This is a genomic window from Kitasatospora sp. NPDC018619 (assembly GCF_044391605.1).
Lineage (GTDB): Bacteria > Actinomycetota > Actinomycetes > Streptomycetales > Streptomycetaceae > Kitasatospora.
The window spans coordinates 288,874-306,070 of the sequence record NZ_JBISAI010000004.1 but is presented as its reverse complement, the minus strand read 5'-3'; the positions used below and the strand labels follow the sequence as shown (position 1 = coordinate 306,070).

The window sequence follows — 17,197 nt, the reverse complement described above, 5'->3', positions numbered from 1 at the left end:
GCCGCCCCACGGGCGGCCTGACGATCCGTCATGCTCAGTCCGCCGTCGCGGCGCCGGAGCGCGAGCGGTTGATGACGAACCCGGCCAGCACGTTGACCAGCAGGGTGAGCGCGAACAGCACCAGGCCGGCGGCCATCAGCGCGGAGAGCGACAGCGCGTCCGACTCGCCGAAGCGCAGCGCGATCAGCGCGGAGATCGAGTTGGCGCCGTTCTCCAGGATGTGGGTGATCGCCTTGAAGTTCGGCGAGATGATCAGCGCGACGGCGATGGTCTCGCCCATCGCGCGGCCGAAGCCCAGCATCACCGCGCCGATCACCCCGCCCTTGCCGAACGGCAGGACGACCGCGCGCACCATCCCCCAGCGGGTCGAGCCCAGCGCGTACGCGCCCTCCCGCTCGCCCTGCGGCGCCTGGGAGAAGACCTCCCGGCTGAGCGAGGTGATGATCGGAATGATCATCAGCGCGACCACCACCCCCGCGATGAAGGTCGACGAGGTGTACGAGGTGCCGATGTCCCCGGTGCGCACCTTGAGGAAGGGGACGTAGTCCCCCAGGTGGTTGGCCAGCCAGCGGACGAAGCCGAGGATCCGCGGCTGGAGGAAGAACAGCCCCCACAGGCCGTAGACGATGCTGGGGATGGCCGCCATCAGGTCGATCAGCGACACCAGGGCGGCCCGCAGCCGCACCGGGGCGTACTCGGAGATGAAGACCGCGGTGCCGAGCGCCACCGGGACGGCGATGACCAGCGCGATCAGCGCGATCAGCAGGCCGTTGGGCAGGACGGCGCCGATGCCGAAGTTGTGGGCGGCGGTCTGCCACTTCTGCTCGGTCAGGAAGGACCAGCCGACGGAGCGCAGGGCGTCGGTGCCCCGCAGGATCAGGAAGAAGGCGATCAGTCCCATGATCGCGAAGACCGAGAGGCCGGCCATCCGCAGCACGCCGCGGAAGACCCGGTCGCCCGGGGTCGCGGGGGCGGTGATGGTGCGCGGCACGTCCTGGTCGGGCCCGTGGCCGGGGTCGCGTGGCGCCCCGGCGTACGGTGCCGCGGGCTCGGCGGCGGATGTCATGGTGTGCTCTCCGTGCTCGGGAACGGGCGTGCTCGGTGAGGGACCGGGGCGCTGCCTCGGCGGGCGGGGATCGACGGGCGCGGATCGGCGGGGCGAAGGCGCTCGGCAGGGCCAAGGCGCTCGGCGGGGCCGGAACGGCGGCCCCGCCGAGCGCGGGCTCCTACGTGCGGCGCAGCCGCGACCACCGGGCGCGGGCGCCGGCCAGCGCCTTCGCCCCGGCCGGGGTGCCGCCGAAGAACAGCGCCGCCGGGCCGCCGACCAGCAGCACCAGGCCGGCGATCAGCGCGACGGGCAGCAGCAGCCGGGCGGTGCCGGGACGGTCGGGCACCGGGGTGCCGACCGGGGCCGCGGCGATCGCGTTGCCGGAGGGCGCGGCGCTCGCGCCGGGCTTGGCGCCGCCGGCCGCACCGGGCGCCGCGGCGCCCCCGCCCGTACCCGGCCCGGTGGAGCCGGTGGTCCCGGTGGAACCGGTCCCGGAGAAGCCTCCGCCGCTCAGGCCGTCGGAGGAGCCGAAGCCGGTCCCGCCGGAGTTGCCGTCCGCGGTGGTGCCGCCGGTGCCGAGGCTGCTCACCGGGGTGGTGCCGTCCCCGGCACCGCCGGAGGGACCGTTTCCGCCCTCCGGGGTGCCCGGCTCGCCGCCGGCCGGCGGCGCGGTCTGGTTGCCGGGCAGCTTGCCGTCCTGGGCGGCGACGTGCTGCGCGGCCTCCTGGGCCTGCTGCCGCTGGGCGCCGGTCAGGGCCAGGTAGCCCTGGGCCAGCTGGCCCGGCGCGATGCCGTAGGTCTGGCCGTCGGTGGTCACGGTCCTGAGGAACTGCGAGATCGCGGCGGCCTTCTCGGCGGACAGCCCGCCGGTCGGCACCATCGCGTACTGCACCGCGGTCAGCGGGTACGCCCGCTGGTCACGCGAGAACGCGGTGTCCGGCGCGCCGTAGGGCAGCAGCTGGACGCCGGTGGCGGCGTCGGTCGGCATGTCGGCGACGGCGGCCTGGAAACCGGCCGTGCCGGGCGCGACGTAGGAGCCCGCCGGGTTGAGCAGCGCCGCCTCGGGCAGCGAGAACGCCTTGGCCTGGGCGGTGTCCATGATGGCGAGCAGCGAGCGCTGGCCGGGGATCTGCGCGGGGCAGGCCTTGTGGCTGCCGTCGGACTCGGTGTTCGGCTGCTGGCAGTTCGGCTGGTACTGCATCAGGTTGCGGGCCACCCGGCCGAGACCGTCGATGGACGGGTTCCACTCGTACTGCTTCCAGTGCTGGAAGTCCACGTTCGGGATGCTCTGGGTGGGCCCGGAGTAGTCCTGGACCTGGAAGGCCTCCGCCGGGTAGCCGGCGAACTTCGGCTTCAGGTAGAAGCTGTCGACGTGCATGCCCCACGGGTCCGGCTCGCCGTCGAGGAAGCGGCTCGCGTCCGGGTCGGCGGCCAGCCACGAGGTCAGCTGGTAGGTGAAGTCGGTGGTGCCGCCGGGGACGCCGGGGTAGATCGTCAGGGTCCCGCCGCAGCTCGTCGGCCAGTGGATCCCGTTGGCCGTGGTCTCCGGGTTCAGCTGCCTGAACTCGGGGTCGGTGAACAGGCAGGTCGGGTTGCCGGCCACCGAGGCGATGGTCGTACCGGGCGAGGCGTAGGACTGGGTGAGCAGCTTGGCCACCAGCCGGGCGTTGAGCCTCATGTCGCGGATCTGTCGACCGGTCTTCGGGTCGTCGATCAGGTACGTGACCGAGATGCCGGTCGTGGCGAGCGGGGCGTAGACGTACGGGCGGGTGGGCGGCGACCGGTCGGGCCGCACCGTCAGCGCGACCTCCGTGGTGCCGCTGCCGGCCAGGAACGCCGCGCGGGCCTGCGGCTCGCCGCCGGCCGGGACGTAGCCCACGGTCATCGGCGCGTCGCCCAGGCACAGGCCCGAACGCCACTGCTGCATGGCCCGGTTGGCCATCTCCAGGCCGGCCGCGCCGAAGGCCTGGCCGCTCACCTTGCAGGACTCCGCCGTGGGGGCGAACGAGAGCGGGACCACCGTCCGGTGCTGCCAGGCGCACTGCTCGCTGGTCCGGTTGCCGGTCTTCCAGTTCTGGTTGCCCGGCGTCATGATCCCGTCGGCGGCGGTGTAGCCGTCCGGGTCGGTGTCCAGATCGTGGAACTCGCAGTCGGCCTTGCCGTCGAGGACCTGGTAGAGGTCCAGCGGGTCGCCGCCGTAGTTCGGCTCGACCACCAGGGAGCAGGGGTGGGTCGCGTCACAGCCGAGCGTGGCGCTCTCCTTGGCGCTCCACACCTCGATCGAGGCGGCGCCCGAGCCGTCCGGGCCGGTCGCGGCGATCACCTGGTTGGTGGGCCACTCCGGCACCTCGGTGCGGGTCGGCCGGGGCGGCTGCTCGAAGCCCTTCGAGGGGTCGCCACCGTAGAGGGTGCTGCCGTAGCAGTCCGTCACCGCGGGGTCGGTGCCGCGGCACTGGTAGATCCGCACCGCGTACAGGATGTGGGTCGACAGCGGCTGCGCGGTCGAGACCGGTGCGTTGGAGCCCAGGGCGACCGTCGGGGTGAACCCGCTCCAGGAGACCTGGAGCACCTGGTTGGTCAGGTTGCTCGTCTGGGAGACCGTCACGCTGCCTTCGGGCCCGTACGACTTGGTGGCGGGGATCCAGACCTTGGGGCCCTTGACCGTCGTGGCCGAGGCGGCGTGCGCCTGCGGCGCCGCACCCAGCCCGATCGGGATGACGGCGAGCGTCGCCACCACGGCCTTGGCGAGTGCCAGGGCCGGTAGTCGGCGGCGCCACCTCCCTCGGTCTCTCGGGTCGGGTACGCGGTTTCTCATGGCGAGGCCTCCGGGAGGTACGGGCCGCCGAGGGAGGCGGCGCGAGGGCGTCGATCGCGCTGGGGACGGACGGTTCCGTGCGTACTATTCGGCCAGCCGGATATGGCGGGATCCGGTCGGCCAGATGTACGAGACCACAACGCGACGACTCCGTACCGGAGTTGGGAACTCCGCAAAGGGGCGGGCGCGCGCCGGGGCGCGGGCCCGCCGACCTGCGGTCCGGGTACCGGGTGAGCGGTACCGGGCGGCTCAGTGGGCCGGGGTGTAGGACAGCGCGAGCTTGCCGATCTTCTGGCCGGCGGTGAAGTAGCCGGTGCCGAGCTTGGTGTCGAGGTACTGCGCGCCCGCCGCGTCCACCTCGAAGCTGGAGGAGGCCAGGTTCTGGGTGAGGCCGCTGCGGGTGATCACGTTGTCGCCGGACGGGTCGAGCAGCGGGACGGGGGTGGTCGAGCCGTTCGGCACCGCGGTGAAGTAGCCGTTGTCGACCGAGAAGTCGAGCTGCTTGAACGTCACGCTCCTGCCGGTCCTGAGGTTCAGGAAGAGCAGGCCGCCGCCGAACTGCACGTCGCCGTAGAAGGAGGGGATGTTCGCCGCGCCGCCGGTCACCGGGAGCGTCACGGTGAGGCCCGCGGTCTGGTCGTAGGCCGGGCTGGCCGGCTGGAGCGGGATGACCACGATGCCGTTGAGCGCGGCGTTGGTCAGGAAGTCGACGTCGGTGGTGATCACGGCCTGGCCGGCGGCCGGGGTGGTGGCCGCGTCGGCGACGGCGGCACCGCTCACGGCGGTCAGCGACAGGACGACGGCGGCACCGGTCGCGGCCAGGCGGGCGCTGAGGCGGGACATGCTGGACTCCTTGGGAGAGGGAGAGGTGGTGTGCGGGTCGCGCGGTTCACAGGAGCCCAGGGGTGGGTGGCGCTGCCGCGGGCGGACCGGGGCAGGGCCCGCCTCCGGCGTCCCGTGGTGGTGGAGCCGGGCCGGCGGCCGCGGGGAACGGGCCCCGCGGCCGCCGGTGTGGTGCGGGTGGATCAGGAGTGGGTGACGGAACCGCAGGCGAAGGAGGACAGCGGCAGGAAGCCGAAGCTCTTCAGGTCGTTGCCACCGTTGGTGCAGAGCCAGCCGTTCTTGCCGAAGATGGCGCGCAGGGTGGCGTTCGAGGTCCACTCGGCGTCGCGGAAGACGTTGTAGACCACGCGGGAGTAGGGGGTGGCCGCGTAGGCGGAGCTGATCGTCTTGGTGGTGGTGTCCACCGGGCCGCCCGTCACGCCGTCCACGTTGCGGATGGTCAGCGGGCCCTGGACGTCGGCGCCGGCGCCCTTGCCGTAGTAGACCTGGCCGATGTAGTGGGCCACGGAGTAGGGGACCAGCGCGTTGACGTCGGCCAGCGCCGGGTCGCTGCCCTGGTTCTCCTGGGTGCCGCTGGTGACGCAGGCGCCGGGGGTGACCGCGACGCCGCCACCGATGGTGGTCAGGAAGAAGGAGCGCGTGCCGGAGTCGGACTGCGGCAGGAAGGGCTTGATGGTGGCGTTCGGCAGCGACGCGTCGATGTCGTGCCAGTTGGTCACCGCGCAGGTGTAGATGTCCTTCAGGTTCGCGGTGCTCAGGTTCGCCGGGGCGTTGCCGGTGGCCGGGGCGGCCCAGGCCACGGCGTCCTTCGCCAGGCTGACGAAGTCGTCGGTGGTCGGGTCGGTCGGCTGCGGGCCGCGCGAGGAGCGGGCGAAGTCCACCGTGGTGTTGGTGTAGGTGGTCAGGGCCTTGATGCCGGCGCCGGAGCCGTTCGGGCGGGCGATGGTGGCGGCGCCGGCCTTCGGGGTGATGGTGGTGCCGGTCGGGGTCGCGTCCCAGCTGTAGACGCGGGGCGCGGTCGGGTCGGTCAGCGACGCGTTGTAGTCGGCGGCGAGCTGGTTCAGCACGGCCTGGGTGGTGTCCGAGCCGGTGCCCACGAAGTCGATGGCGCGCGGGGTCACGCCGGCGGCCGGGTCGGCGACGGCGGTGCCGCCCGCGACGGTCGCGATGGAGGTCGCCAGGGCGGCGACGGTGAGCAGCTTGGCAGCGGTCTTACGCATGTTCCTCTTCCTCCGGGGGAGAGACGTACATCGCGTGAACCCGTACTCCGTTCGGGAGTCCGGTGCCGTGTGGCCGCGTCCGCTGCGGCCTCGCCGGCAGTGCCGATCCTGTCCGGCGGGGAGGTTCCGCCGGAAGAGAGGTCGAGCCCCGCCGGGGAATGTCGACTCATCGGTTCGGCGAGGTTTAGCCACTGGTCAGCGTGCACGTGACAGGGGCACTGCCCGGGCTCCGAACCCGGTCGACGTTCTTCTCCAGGAGGCTGCTCGGGGTGTTGCCGGAAACCTGCCCTTCACCGGAACTGCACGGGAGCGGAGCCGGAGCGGAGTCGTCGCCTCCGCGAACGCCTGTATGACAGGCCGTCGGGCGACGGACCGTTACGACGGCTGCGGTTCACAGCGGCCAGCGGCCGTCCCGCCCGGACCTGCGCAACTCCTGGCCCACCCACTGCAGTCCGGCCAGGAACCCCTCCGCCCCGGCCTGGCACTGGTCCCGCCGCAGGTAGCCCCGGGCGCTGCGGGCCACCGGAACGGCGTCGGCCGCCCCCGGCCGGGTGCTGCGCACCGGCAGGTAGGCGGCCCAGACCCACTGACGCCCCTCGGACTGCCCGACCGAACACCGCAGTGCGGCCCGCTCGATCAGCAGCACCCGCACCGCCTCGGCGAGTTCCTCCTCGCCGCGGTACGTCCGCACGCCGACACCGAGTGGCCGCCCGTTGGCGGCCCGCAGCGCCCAGCCGAGGCAGCGGTCCCCCGCCGGTACCACCAGCAGCCGGGGCCCGCGCCGCTCAGCGGCCATCGGCACGTCTCAACCGCACGGTGGACTCCGGGAGTTCGCGTGGGGGCTGCTTGGAGAGCAGCACCACGAACCGCCGGAAGGCGTTCTGGCAGGTCGCGTACCGCTCGTACGCACGGCTCGAACGCACCTCGGGCAGGGCGCGCGAGCCCGGGACGACCCAGATCCAGCCGATGCCCTCCCGTACGTGGGTGATCCGTGCGGTGAGCTCGGCCGCCGCGATGCGCAGCCCGTCGAAGCCCCGCTCGGCCTCGCCCGCCGTCTCGAACGCGGCCGGGGTGATCGCGACCACCCGTCCGTTGGGCGCCTTCAGTTGCCAGCGGTAGCGCCCGTCCGCCGCCCGTTCGGCGCGGAACCCCCCTCGACTTGCCCCTGCTGCGGTGTGACCGCGGCCGGCAGCGTTCACTGCCCCCTCCGTCCGGTTGCCCTCCGGATTCCCCTCCGAGCGGAGCAAAGCTATGTGTGCACACGGAGGCCCCGAAAGCCCAGAACGTTCACAACTTGCTGTGTTGGTCGGGAAGTTCTCTCTCGTTTAACTTTCACCGGATCGGGCCGGAGGAAGGCCGGTGGCAGGCCGGAGCGCTCAGAGGCGGGCCGTCCAGCGCACCATCGTCCCCTTGCGGTACGGCCCGCTCTCGTGCCAGGCGTCGCCCCCGAGCGCCTCGGCCCGCCGGGTGAGGTTGAGCAGGCCGCTGCGCCGTCCGCCCTCCGGGATGCCCACGCCGTCGTCCGTCACGGTGAGCAGCACGCCGGGCCGCCCGCCCTGGTCCAGCGACTCCGGGTCGCCGCCCACCGGCCGGCCGTCCTCGTCCAAGTGGGCGGTCGCGTCGATCTCCACACCGACCCGGGAGGCGCGCGCGTGCCGGGCCGTGTTGGAGAGCATCTCGCGCAGCGCAGCCAGTAGTTGACGGCCGGTCTTCTCGCCGACCAGGCTCTCCACCGGCCCGACGAAGCTCACCGAGGGCTTGAAGCCGAGCGCGGCCGCGGCCTGGCTGGCCTCCCGCAGCACCCGGGTGCGCAGGGTGTCCGGCGCGTCGCCGTGGTTGTCGTGCTGGAGCGCGTAGATCGTGGTGCGGACCTCCTGGATGGTGGCGTCCAGCTCGTCCACGGCCTTGCCGATGCCGACCTTCACCTCCGGGACGACGGCCCGCCGGGCGGCGCTCTCCAGCATCATCCCGGTGGCGAACAGCCGCTGGATCACCAGGTCGTGCAGGTCGCGGGCGATCCGGTCGCGGTCCTGGAAGACGGCCAGCCGCTGCTGGTCGCGCTGGCCCTCGGCGAGCCGCAGGGCGAGCGCGGCCTGCGAGGCGAAGGTCTCGGCGAGCTGCTTCTCGGTGTCGGTGAACGGCACCGCGCCGGTGGGGCGCCAGACGCAGAGCCCGCCGAGCACCCGCCCCGCGGCGACCATCGGCACGGCCATGGACGGGCCGAAGCGGCGGGCCAGCCGGATCACCACGGTCGGATCGCTGGACATGTCGTCCAGGTAGACGCTCTCCCCCGCGAGCAGCCGCGCCGCGAAGCTCTCCCTGGGCAGCAGCTCGCCGCGGACGAACTCGGCCAGCTCACCGGAGGCGTGCGCGACCCTCATCTGCCCGTCGCCCTCCGGGCCGGTCGGCAGCAGGATCATGCCGAGGGCGGCGTCCGCCAGCTCCCGGACCTGCTCGGCCGCGACGGTCAGCGCCGTCTCGGCCTGCTCGGCGGAGAGCAGGGCGGTGGTGACGGCGGCGGCGCCGGCGATCCAGCGTTCGCGGCGGCGGCCCTCCTCGTACAGCCGGGAGTTCTCGATGGCCACGCCGGCCGCCGCGGCGAGGGCGTGCACCACCTGCTCGTCCTCGGGGGTGAAGGCGCCGCCGCCCTTCTTCTCGGTGAGGTAGAGGTTGCCGAACACCTCGGCGCGGACCCGGATCGGCACGCCCAGGAAGGTCTTCATGCACGGGTGGTGCGGGGGGAAGCCGGTGGAGCGCGGGTCGGCGCCCAGGTCGGTCAGCCGCAGCGGCTCGGGGCGGTCGATGAGCGCGCCGAGGATGCCCCGGCCGGCCGGCAGCTCGCCGATCTCGGCGGCGGTGTCGTCGTCGACCCCGACGTGGATGAAGTCGGCCAGGCCGGTGCCGCCGGGGGCGATCACGCCGAGCGCCGCGTACCGGGCGTCGACCAGTTCAGCCGCGCCCAGGGCGATCCGGTGCAGGGTGGCGTGCAGGTCCAGCCCGGCCCCGATCGAGACCACCGCCTCCAGCAGCCGCTGCATCCGGTCGGTGACGGCGGCGGCCGACTGCAGGCGCTCGGCGACCTCGGTGACCAGCGTGTCCAGCCCGAGCGAGGCGATCTCGGGCACCCGATGGGGTGTCGGCTCGGCAGTGGCCTCGGGAAGGTCCGGCGTGGGGTCCATGGAGAAAGCCTAGTTTGTACGCTTTTCAGTCGAAGGGGGGCGCGACCGGGGCCGCCCTCAGCGCCCCACCGGCTCCAGCAGCCCGTCCGCCTCCCGCTCCCGCCGCCACATCGCGTGCAGCCGCCCGTCCGGGTCCGCGACCAGCTCCGACCAGCGGCCCCGCTCGGCCACCCGCCCGCCGTCCAGCACCAGCACCTCGTCCACCGTGGTGTCGTCCAGCCCGGCCAGCCGGTGGGTGATCAGCACGGTGCTGCGGCCCGCGGTGGCGGCCAGCAGGTCGGCGGTCAGCGCGTCCGCGGTGGGCAGGTCGAGGTGCTCGGCCGGCTCGTCCAGGACCAGCACCGGGAAGTCCGCGAGCAGCGCCCGGGCGAGCGCCAGCCGCTGGCGCTGGCCGCCGGAGAGCCGGGCGCCGTGCTCGCCGACCATGGTGTCCAGGCCGTCCGGCAGCCCCTCGGTCCACTCCAGCAGCCGGGCGGCGGCCAGCGCGGCGCGCAGCTCCTCCTCCCCGGCGTCCGGCCGGGCCAGCCGCAGGTTCTCCCGCAGCGAGCTGTCGAAGACGTGGGCGTCCTGGGCGCAGAGCCCGATCACCCGGCGGACGGACTCCCCCGCCAGCGCCCGGCCGTCCACCGCCCCCGGGCCGTCGGCGGCGAACCGCACCGTCCCGGCGCTCGGCTCCAGGAAGCGCAGCAGCGCCTGGGCGAGGGTGGTCTTGCCGGAGCCGGACGGGCCGACCACGGCGATCCGGCGGCCCGCCGCGAGGTCGAGGTCCACCCCGACCAGGGCGTCCGCCGACTGCCCGGGGTGCCGTACGGTCAGGCCGCGCACCGCGACGGGCAGCGGCCGCCCGGGCAGCGCCACCGGTTCGGCGGGCTCGGCGACGGGCTCCGGAGCGTCCAGCACCTCGTCCAGCCGGGCCCGCGCGGCGCGGCTGCGCTGGCGCGCCTGGACGGCGAGCGGCATCCCGGTGACGGCCTCGAAGGCGGCCAGCGGGGTCAGCACCACCACGGCCAGGCAGACCGGCGCCAGCTGTCCGTCGCGCACCCCCTGGACGCCGACGGCGGCCGCGGCGGCCACGGTCAGCCCGGTGAGCAGGGTGATCAGCCCGGTGCCGAGCGCCGTGGTGGCGGCCGAGCGGGCGGCCAGCCCGGTCAGCGCGGCGTCGGCGGTGCGGACGGCGGCCAGCCGGGCGGGCAGCGCGCCGGCCACGGTGAGCTCGGCGGTGCCGGTGAAGGCGTCCACCACGGCGGTGGCCAGCCGTCCGCGCGCCGGGGCCTGGCGCCGCTCGGCGCCGGCCGACCAGCGGGCGGCCAGCGCGGGCACCAGCACACCCGCGAGCAGCAGCCCGAGCCCGAGCACCAGCCCGGCGGCGGGCAGGAAGGCGGCCGTCGCCGCCGTCGCCGCCAGCGCGACCAGGCCGGCCACCGCGGCCGGCAGCCGCCAGCGCAGGTAGTGGTCCTGGATCGCGTCCACGTCGGCGACCAGCCGGGAGAGCAGGTCCCCGCGCCGGAAGGCGGGCAGCCCGGCCGGGGCCAGCGCACTCAGCCGCCGGTAGACGGCGGCCCGCAGGGTGCCGAGGGTGCGCAGCACCGCGTCGTGCGAGACCAGCCGCTCGGCGTAGCGGAAGACGCTGCGGCCGATGCCGAAGGCCCGCACGGACGTGACGGCCATCATCAGGTACAGCACCGGCGGCATCTCGGAGGCCCGGGAGATCAGGTAGCCGGAGGTGGCCATCAGGGCGACGGCACAGCCGAGGGCGAGCGCGCCGAGCAGGATCGACAGCGCCAGCCGGGGGGTGCTGCCGCCCTCGGCGGCGGGCTCGTCGGCGGGAGCGGGGGCCTCCGGGGCGGGGGTGGGCCCGCCGCTGTGGGCGAGCGGGGCGACCGGCGCGGCGGCCGGGAGGGCGGGCGGTCCCGCCAGCCGGACCCGCCGGTCCGCGACGGCCAGCAGGGCCGGCCGGTGGGCGACCACCAGCACGGTGCGCGAGGGGTCGGCGGCCAGCGCCCGGACGGCGTCCACCACGGCCGCCTCCGAGGCGCCGTCCAGGTTGGCGGTCGGCTCGTCCAGCAGCACCAGCGGCCGGTCGTCGGCGAGCAGCACCCGGGCGAGCGCGAGGCGCTGGCGCTGCCCGGCGGAGAGCCCGGCGCCGTCCTCCCCCAGGCAGGCCGCCAGGTCGGTCACGAAGTCGAGCGCGTGCGCGGCCCGCAGCGCCGCCCAGAGCTGCCCGTCGGTGGCCTCCGGCCGGTAGAGCCGCAGGTTCTCGGCGACCGTCCCGGCGAACAGGTGGGGGTGCTGCGGCACCCAGGCGATCTGCCGCCGCCAGCTCGCCGGCTCCAGGTCGGCCAGGTCGTGGGTGCGGCCGTCGGCACCGGTGATCCGGACGGTGCCCGCCGAGGGGGCGGTGAGGCCGAGCAGCACGGCCAGCAGGGTCGACTTGCCGGCGCCGCTGGGGCCGGTGAGCGCGGTGCTGGAGCCCGGCGGGAGGGTCAGTGCGGCGTCGTCCAGGGCGGGCTCGGTGCGCCCGGGGTGCCGGACGGTCAGGCCCTCGGCGGCGATCACGGCACCCGCGAGGTCCGGTGCCGGGCGGGTGCCGGCGGCCGGCAGCGGGGTCTCCAGCACCCGGAACAGCTCGTCGGCGGCGGTCAGCCCCTCGACGCTGGAGTGGTAGAGCGCGCCGACCTGGCGGATCGGGAAGTAGACCTCGGGGGCGAGCACCAGGATCAGCAGCCCGGTCTCCAGGTCGAGCGTGCCGTCGACCAGCCGGAAGCCGACGGTGACGGCGACCAGCGCGACGGACAGGGTGGAGAGCAGCTCCAGGGTGAAGGAGGAGACGAAGGCGATCCGCAGGGTGCGCAGGGTGGCCCGGCGGTAGTCGGCGGTGATCCGGGCGATGGTGGCCGCCTGGGCGCGCGCCCGGTTGAACACCTTGAGGGTGGGCAGCCCGGCGACCACGTCCAGGAAGTGGTGGGAGAGCCGGGAGAGGGTGTTCCACTGCCGGTCCATCCGGGACTGGGTGGCCATCCCGATCAGCACCATGAACAGCGGGATCAGCGGCAGCGTCCCGGCGATGACCGCGGCCGAGGTGAAGTCGGCGCCGACGATCCGCAGCAGCACGATCACCGGGACGACCACGGCCAGCGCCAGCTGCGGCAGGTAGCGGGCGAAGTAGTCGTCCAGGGCGTCGATGCCGCGGGTGGCGAGGGTGGTGAGTTCGCCGGTGCGCCGGCCCGCCAGGTAGGACGGGCCCAGCGCGGTGGCGTGGTCGAGCAGCCGGCGCCGCAGGGTGGACTTCACCCGGGCGACGGACCGGTGGGCGGTGAGTTCGGTGAGCCAGCCGACCAGCCCGCGCCCGACCGCCGTCAGGGCGAGCAGCAGCAGCGGTGTGGTCAGCTCGCCGAGCGTCGCCCCGCGCTGGAAGGCGCGGACGACGATCTCGGCGACCAGACTCGCCTGGGCGACCACCAGGGCCGCGCCGACCGCGCCGAGCAGCACGGATCCGGCGAGGAAGGCCCGGGTGGTGCGGGCGTACCCGAGGAGTCGGGGGTCGACCGGCTTCATCGCGTCAGCCCTGGTCGAGCCGGGTGGCCGGGTCGTGCCCGGGGATGTGCTGGACGCCGATCCGCTTGCGGAACACCCAGTACGTCCAGCCCTGGTAGAGCAGCACCAGCGGGGTGAAGACCGCCGCCACCACGGTCATCACCTTCAGCGTGTACGGCGAGGACGCCGCGTTGCTGACGGTCAGGCTCCACTCGGGGTTGAGGGTGGAGGGCATGACGTCCGGGAAGAGCGCCAGGAAGAGCATCGCGACCGCGGCCACGATGGTCAGCCCGGAGAACGTGAACGCCCAGCCGTCGCGCCGCAGTCGGTTGGCCGCGAGGGCGCCGAGCAGGGCCAGCACCGCGACGGCCGCCGCGGCCAGGCTGCGGCCGTTGCCGTGGTCGAGCTGGGTCCAGCCCAGGAAGGCCAGGGCCAGCACGGCGGTGGCGAGGCCGGACCACAGCGCGGCCGTCCGCGCCCGGTCGCTGATCCCGCCGACGGTCTTGAGCGCGGCGAACACCGAGCCGTGGAAGGTGAACAGGGCGAGCGTCACCAGGCCGCCGAGCAGCGCGTACGGGTTCAGCAGGTCCCAGAGGGTGCCCGTGTAGTTCTTCCGGGCGTCGATGTCCACGCCGCGCACGATGTTGGCGAAGGCCACGCCCCAGAGGAAGGCCGGGAGCAGGGAGGTCCAGAAGATGGCCTCCTCCCAGTTCCGCTGCCAGCGCTCGCCGTCGCGCTTGTGCCGGTACTCGAAGGCCACGCCGCGGATGATCAGGCAGACCAGGATGGCCAGCAGCGGGATGTAGAAGCCGCTGAAGAGCGTCGCGTACCAGTCCGGGAAGGCCGCGAAGGTGGCGCCGCCGGCGGTCAGCAGCCAGACCTCGTTGCCGTCCCAGACCGGGCCGATGGTGTTGATCAGCACCCGCCGCTCGGTGGTGTTGCGGGCCAGTGCCTTGGTCAGCACGCCGATCCCGAAGTCGAAGCCCTCCAGGAAGAAGTAGCCGATCCACAGGACCGCGATCAGCACGAACCAGACGTCGTGGAGTTGCATGTCAGATCCTCAGTTCCCCGGTGGTCCCGGCGCCTCAGTAGGCGAAGGCGAGCGGCTTGTCGGCGTCCTCGTCCGAGGACGGTCCGCGCAACGACGGGTCCGTGGCGGGCGGCTGCTCGGTCACCACCGGGCCGGCCTTGGCGTACTTGACCAGCAGCCGGACCTCGATGACCGCCAGGACCGCGTACAGCGCGGTGAAGGTGCACAGCGCCCCGATCTGGGTGCCGACGCCGACGTTGGGGGAGACGGCGCTGGCCGTGGTCATCAGCCCGAAGACGGCCCAGGGCTGGCGGCCCATCTCGGTGAAGATCCAGCCGAAGCTGTTGGCGATCAGCGGGAAGCCCATGGTCAGGATGCCGATCCGCCAGCTCCACTTGGTCAGCAGCGGCCCCAGTTCGCGCGTGGGGGTGAGCATCAGCCGGGGCACCTCGGTCTCGCCGGTGCGGAACTCCGGGCGCAGGAAGAGCTTCTTCCGGGTGGTCCACAGGCCGATCAGGCCGGCCACGAAGGAGGTCATCCCGAAGCCGATCATGAGGCGGAAGCCCCAGTAGGTGACGAAGATGCTCGGGATGTAGTCCCGGGGGTTGCCGCCGTGCTGGGCGGCCTCGGCGGCGGCGGTGTCGTTGATGCCGGGGACGGACGAGCTGAAGTCGTTGTGGGCGAGGAAGGAGAGCACCCCGGGTATCTCCAGGGCGACCGAGTTGTGGCCCTTGCCGACGTCGCCGACCGCGAAGACCGAGAACGGCGCCGGCGACTGGGTCTCCCAGAGCGCCTCGGCGGCGGCCATCTTCATCGGCTGCTGCTCGAACATGACCTTGCCCAGGGTGTCGCCGCTGAGCGCGGTGCCAGCGCCGAAGACCACCGCGAGCACCAGGCCGAGCCGCAGCGAGGTGCGCATCGCGGCGGTCTTCTTCGGGTCGGCGGTCTCCGGCTTGCGCTTGGCCTTCCAGAGGTGGAAGGAGGCGATGCCGACGACGAAGGCCGCACCGGTGAGGAAGGCGGCGGTCAGGGTGTGGAAGACGACCACGAGGGTGGTGTTCTGGAACAGCACCCGGACGACGTCGGTCAGCTGGGCCTTGCCGGTGGCCGGTTCGATCGCGTAGCCGACGGGGTGCTGCATCCAGGAGTTGGCGGCCAGGATGAAGTAGGCCGAGAGCACGGTGCCCAGCGCGACCATCCACATGCAGGCACAGTGGATCTTCCGGGGCAGCTTGTCCCAGCCGAAGATCCACAGGCCGATGAAGGTGGACTCGAAGAAGAAGGCGATCAGCGCCTCCATCGCGAGCGGGGCGCCGAAGACGTCACCGACGAAGCGGGAGTAGTCGGACCAGTTCATGCCGAACTGGAACTCCTGGACGATCCCGGTGACGACGCCCATCGCGATGTTGATCAGGAAGAGCTTCCCCCAGAACTTGGTGGCGTGGAAGTACTTCTCCTTGTTCGTCCGCACCCAGGCGGTCTCCAGGCCGGCCACGATCGCGGCCAGGCTGATCGTGAGCGGGACGAAGAGGAAGTGGTAGACGGTGGTGACGCCGAATTGCCAGCGCGCGATGGTCTCGTGAGCGATTGCCAGTTCCACGTCGCCCTCTCTCCCAACCTGCCCGCGTGAGGACGGGCATCTTCCGGACAAACTTCACCTGTAGCCGTAGACCGTTGCGTACCCACGCAAGCTTGTCCGCTTGTGAACGTGAACACGTTCACAAGGAGCAGTATCCCCCATCCTTACGGAGGAATCGCAGGTGGGGTGGGGTTCGGAGTGCTGTGTGATGCGTCACGGTCCGCGGAGCGGTGCGGACAGTCTGCGGATCCGCCCCGGTCGGGGGCAACGAACGACCGGGCGCACGGCCGGGCGTTGTTGGCCGAACCGGCGCTTGACAGCCGCGCGGGCCGGTCGCCCCGGACCGGCCCGCGTGCTAACGGCCCGTCCTCAGGCCCGTCCTCAGGCGCGGCCGAGCAGCTCGGTGCCCGGGGCGGAGCCGGCGCGGGCCGTGAAGAACCCGGTGAACCCCGCGAGGAACTCCTCCCGGGTGATCCGGCCGTCCCCGTCGGCGTCCAGCCGGCGGAAACCGTGCGACAGCTCCGCCGGGTGCACCCGGGCCCCGCCGAACAGCGCCCGGTACTCGTCGAACTCCAGGAAGCCGCTGCCGTCGGCGTCGGCCGCGGCGAACAGCGCCCGCAGCGCCGGGAGCAGCCCCCGCTCCAGGTAGGCCTCGTCCCGGTCGCAGCCGGCCAGGGTGGCCGCCACGAACTCCTCCTGGCTCACCCTGCCGTCCCCGTCGGCGTCCATCACCGCGCGCAGCTGCTCCCACCAGCTGTCGAAGGCCTCGTACACCCGGGCCTCGCCGGCCTCGTCCAGCTCCAGCTGCCAGCAGACGTTGTGCGCCATCGCGCGCAGGTCGTGCACCGTGACGAAGCCGTCGCCGGTCTGGTCCAGCACCTCGCGGAAGAACCGGTCCAGCCGGGGGCCGCGGCCGTCCCGCTCCGGCCGGCGGAACCTCGGCCGGGACGGCTCCGGGGAGCGGTAGCGCAGCCGCTCCGGCAGCCGGGGCACGACGGCGCCGGCGCCGCGGTGCAGCACGGCGGACAGCAGCGCGGCCCGCCGGGTGCGGACCAGCCCGAACCGCTCCCGCACCACCGGGGGCAGGTCCGCCACCGTCAGCGCGCGGATCGTCCGGGCGACCACCAGCCGCACCACCCGCCAGCCCGCGTCGCCGAGGAAGCGGAGCCGGCGCGGCCGGGGCGCCTCGCGCAGCAGGTCGTCCAGCAGGTAGCGGGCCGCCTCGGTGAACTCCAGCCGCTCCCGCGCGTACCGGGCGAAGTAGGCCGGCAACTCCCCCGCCGTGCCCGGGAGTGCGCCCTCGGGAAGCCCGAAGGCGGCGACCACCCCGCGGAACTCCGCGTACGCCGCCTCCAGTTGCCCGGCGTCGTACGGGTCCCCGCCCAGCCTGCGCATGGCGACCACGCACTCGAAGAGCGTCAGCAGCACCCACGCCCTGGTGCCCGCGTCCCGGGCGTCGTACGGCCGCCCGTCCGGCCCCGTCCCCCGGATCCGCTTGTGCGCCCGCTCCAGCCGGGCGACCTCCCGGCGCAGCGTCTCCGCGTCCTGGTAGAACAGCCGCCGCCCGCTGCCCAGCGTGTGCTCCACCCGCCGCCACGGGTGCGCCCGGTACGTCGAGTGCTCGACCATCCCGGCCGACACCACCGGATCGGCCGCCTGCAGCACCAACAGCCGCCAGGCGACCAGCAGGATCCGCCACTGGGACAGGTCCCGCCTGAACGACGCCGGGCGCTCAGCCACGGCGCCCGCCGGTGGCGCGCGGACCGGTCACGATCCCCTCGGCGGGCCCCTCGGGGACCACGGCCTCGCTCATGCGGACACCCCACTTCCCGTTCGGTGTCGTCGGCTCGCGCGATTCCGCACGAGCGACGACCGAACGGTCGCACACGACCGGGGCGACGGGCGGGCGAACGGCTTCCGGTTCACCCGATCGGGGAGGGCGGCCCCGG

11 protein-coding genes are annotated in these 17,197 nt (G+C 73.7%); all 11 read right to left on the bottom strand.

Annotation, left to right across the window (positions count from 1 at the left end; all coding sequences use genetic code 11):
- Positions 1–34 precede the first annotated feature (34 nt).
- The 11 genes from pstC to ACH5AR_RS08510 all read right to left on the bottom strand — a co-directional run bounded on the left by pstC (position 35) and on the right by ACH5AR_RS08510 (position 16,988).
- Positions 35–1,066: a phosphate ABC transporter permease subunit PstC gene (gene pstC, locus ACH5AR_RS08560; protein ID WP_396300602.1), complete on the bottom strand. Its 1,032-nt coding sequence runs from the start codon at positions 1,064–1,066 to the stop codon at positions 35–37.
- 160 nt (positions 1,067–1,226) lie between these two features.
- Positions 1,227–3,863 (bottom strand): hypothetical protein, encoded by a 2,637-nt coding sequence (locus ACH5AR_RS08555; protein WP_396300601.1) that lies wholly within the window; start codon positions 3,861–3,863, stop codon positions 1,227–1,229.
- 249 nt (positions 3,864–4,112) lie between these two features.
- Positions 4,113–4,706 (bottom strand): hypothetical protein, encoded by a 594-nt coding sequence (locus ACH5AR_RS08550; protein ID WP_396300600.1) that lies wholly within the window; start codon positions 4,704–4,706, stop codon positions 4,113–4,115.
- Between the two features lie 182 nt (positions 4,707–4,888).
- Positions 4,889–5,926: a PstS family phosphate ABC transporter substrate-binding protein gene (locus tag ACH5AR_RS08545; RefSeq protein WP_396300599.1), complete on the bottom strand. Its 1,038-nt coding sequence runs from the start codon at positions 5,924–5,926 to the stop codon at positions 4,889–4,891.
- A gap of 391 nt (positions 5,927–6,317) precedes the next feature.
- Positions 6,318–6,722 carry a hypothetical protein gene (locus ACH5AR_RS08540; protein ID WP_396300598.1) on the bottom strand — a complete coding sequence of 135 codons (405 nt, stop codon included), beginning with the start codon at positions 6,720–6,722 and terminating at the stop codon, positions 6,318–6,320.
- Positions 6,712–7,125, bottom strand: a complete 414-nt coding sequence (locus ACH5AR_RS08535) for a hypothetical protein (protein WP_396300597.1) — start codon at positions 7,123–7,125, stop codon at positions 6,712–6,714. The genes ACH5AR_RS08540 and ACH5AR_RS08535 overlap by 11 nt, the downstream gene beginning before the upstream one ends.
- A gap of 177 nt (positions 7,126–7,302) precedes the next feature.
- Positions 7,303–9,105 (bottom strand): GAF domain-containing protein, encoded by a 1,803-nt coding sequence (locus ACH5AR_RS08530; RefSeq protein WP_396300596.1) that lies wholly within the window; start codon positions 9,103–9,105, stop codon positions 7,303–7,305.
- A gap of 57 nt (positions 9,106–9,162) precedes the next feature.
- The gene (cydD, locus tag ACH5AR_RS08525) at positions 9,163–12,660 is read right to left on the bottom strand and encodes a thiol reductant ABC exporter subunit CydD (RefSeq protein WP_396300595.1); all 3,498 of its coding nucleotides are present in this window, start codon (positions 12,658–12,660) and stop codon (positions 9,163–9,165) included.
- 4 nt (positions 12,661–12,664) lie between these two features.
- Entirely contained in the window at positions 12,665–13,690 is a 1,026-nt protein-coding gene (gene cydB / locus ACH5AR_RS08520) for a cytochrome d ubiquinol oxidase subunit II (RefSeq protein WP_396300594.1), read from the bottom strand.
- A 34-nt stretch (positions 13,691–13,724) separates the two neighbouring features.
- Positions 13,725–15,269, bottom strand: coding sequence for a cytochrome ubiquinol oxidase subunit I (locus tag ACH5AR_RS08515; protein WP_396300593.1), 1,545 nt, complete (start codon positions 15,267–15,269; stop codon positions 13,725–13,727).
- A gap of 360 nt (positions 15,270–15,629) precedes the next feature.
- Positions 15,630–16,988 carry an oxygenase MpaB family protein gene (locus ACH5AR_RS08510; protein ID WP_396300592.1) on the bottom strand — a complete coding sequence of 453 codons (1,359 nt, stop codon included), beginning with the start codon at positions 16,986–16,988 and terminating at the stop codon, positions 15,630–15,632.
- Positions 16,989–17,197 lie beyond the last annotated feature (209 nt).

Coding starts and splice junctions, on each gene's coding strand:
- pstC (WP_396300602.1), bottom strand. CDS start 1,066: ATGACATCCGCCGCCGAGCCCGCGGCACCGTACGCCGGGGCGCCACGC.
- ACH5AR_RS08555 (WP_396300601.1), bottom strand. CDS start 3,863: ATGAGAAACCGCGTACCCGACCCGAGAGACCGAGGGAGGTGGCGCCGC.
- ACH5AR_RS08550 (WP_396300600.1), bottom strand. CDS start 4,706: ATGTCCCGCCTCAGCGCCCGCCTGGCCGCGACCGGTGCCGCCGTCGTC.
- ACH5AR_RS08545 (WP_396300599.1), bottom strand. CDS start 5,926: ATGCGTAAGACCGCTGCCAAGCTGCTCACCGTCGCCGCCCTGGCGACC.
- ACH5AR_RS08540 (WP_396300598.1), bottom strand. CDS start 6,722: ATGGCCGCTGAGCGGCGCGGGCCCCGGCTGCTGGTGGTACCGGCGGGG.
- ACH5AR_RS08530 (WP_396300596.1), bottom strand. CDS start 9,105: ATGGACCCCACGCCGGACCTTCCCGAGGCCACTGCCGAGCCGACACCC.
- cydD (WP_396300595.1), bottom strand. CDS start 12,660: ATGAAGCCGGTCGACCCCCGACTCCTCGGGTACGCCCGCACCACCCGG.
- cydB (WP_396300594.1), bottom strand. CDS start 13,690: ATGCAACTCCACGACGTCTGGTTCGTGCTGATCGCGGTCCTGTGGATC.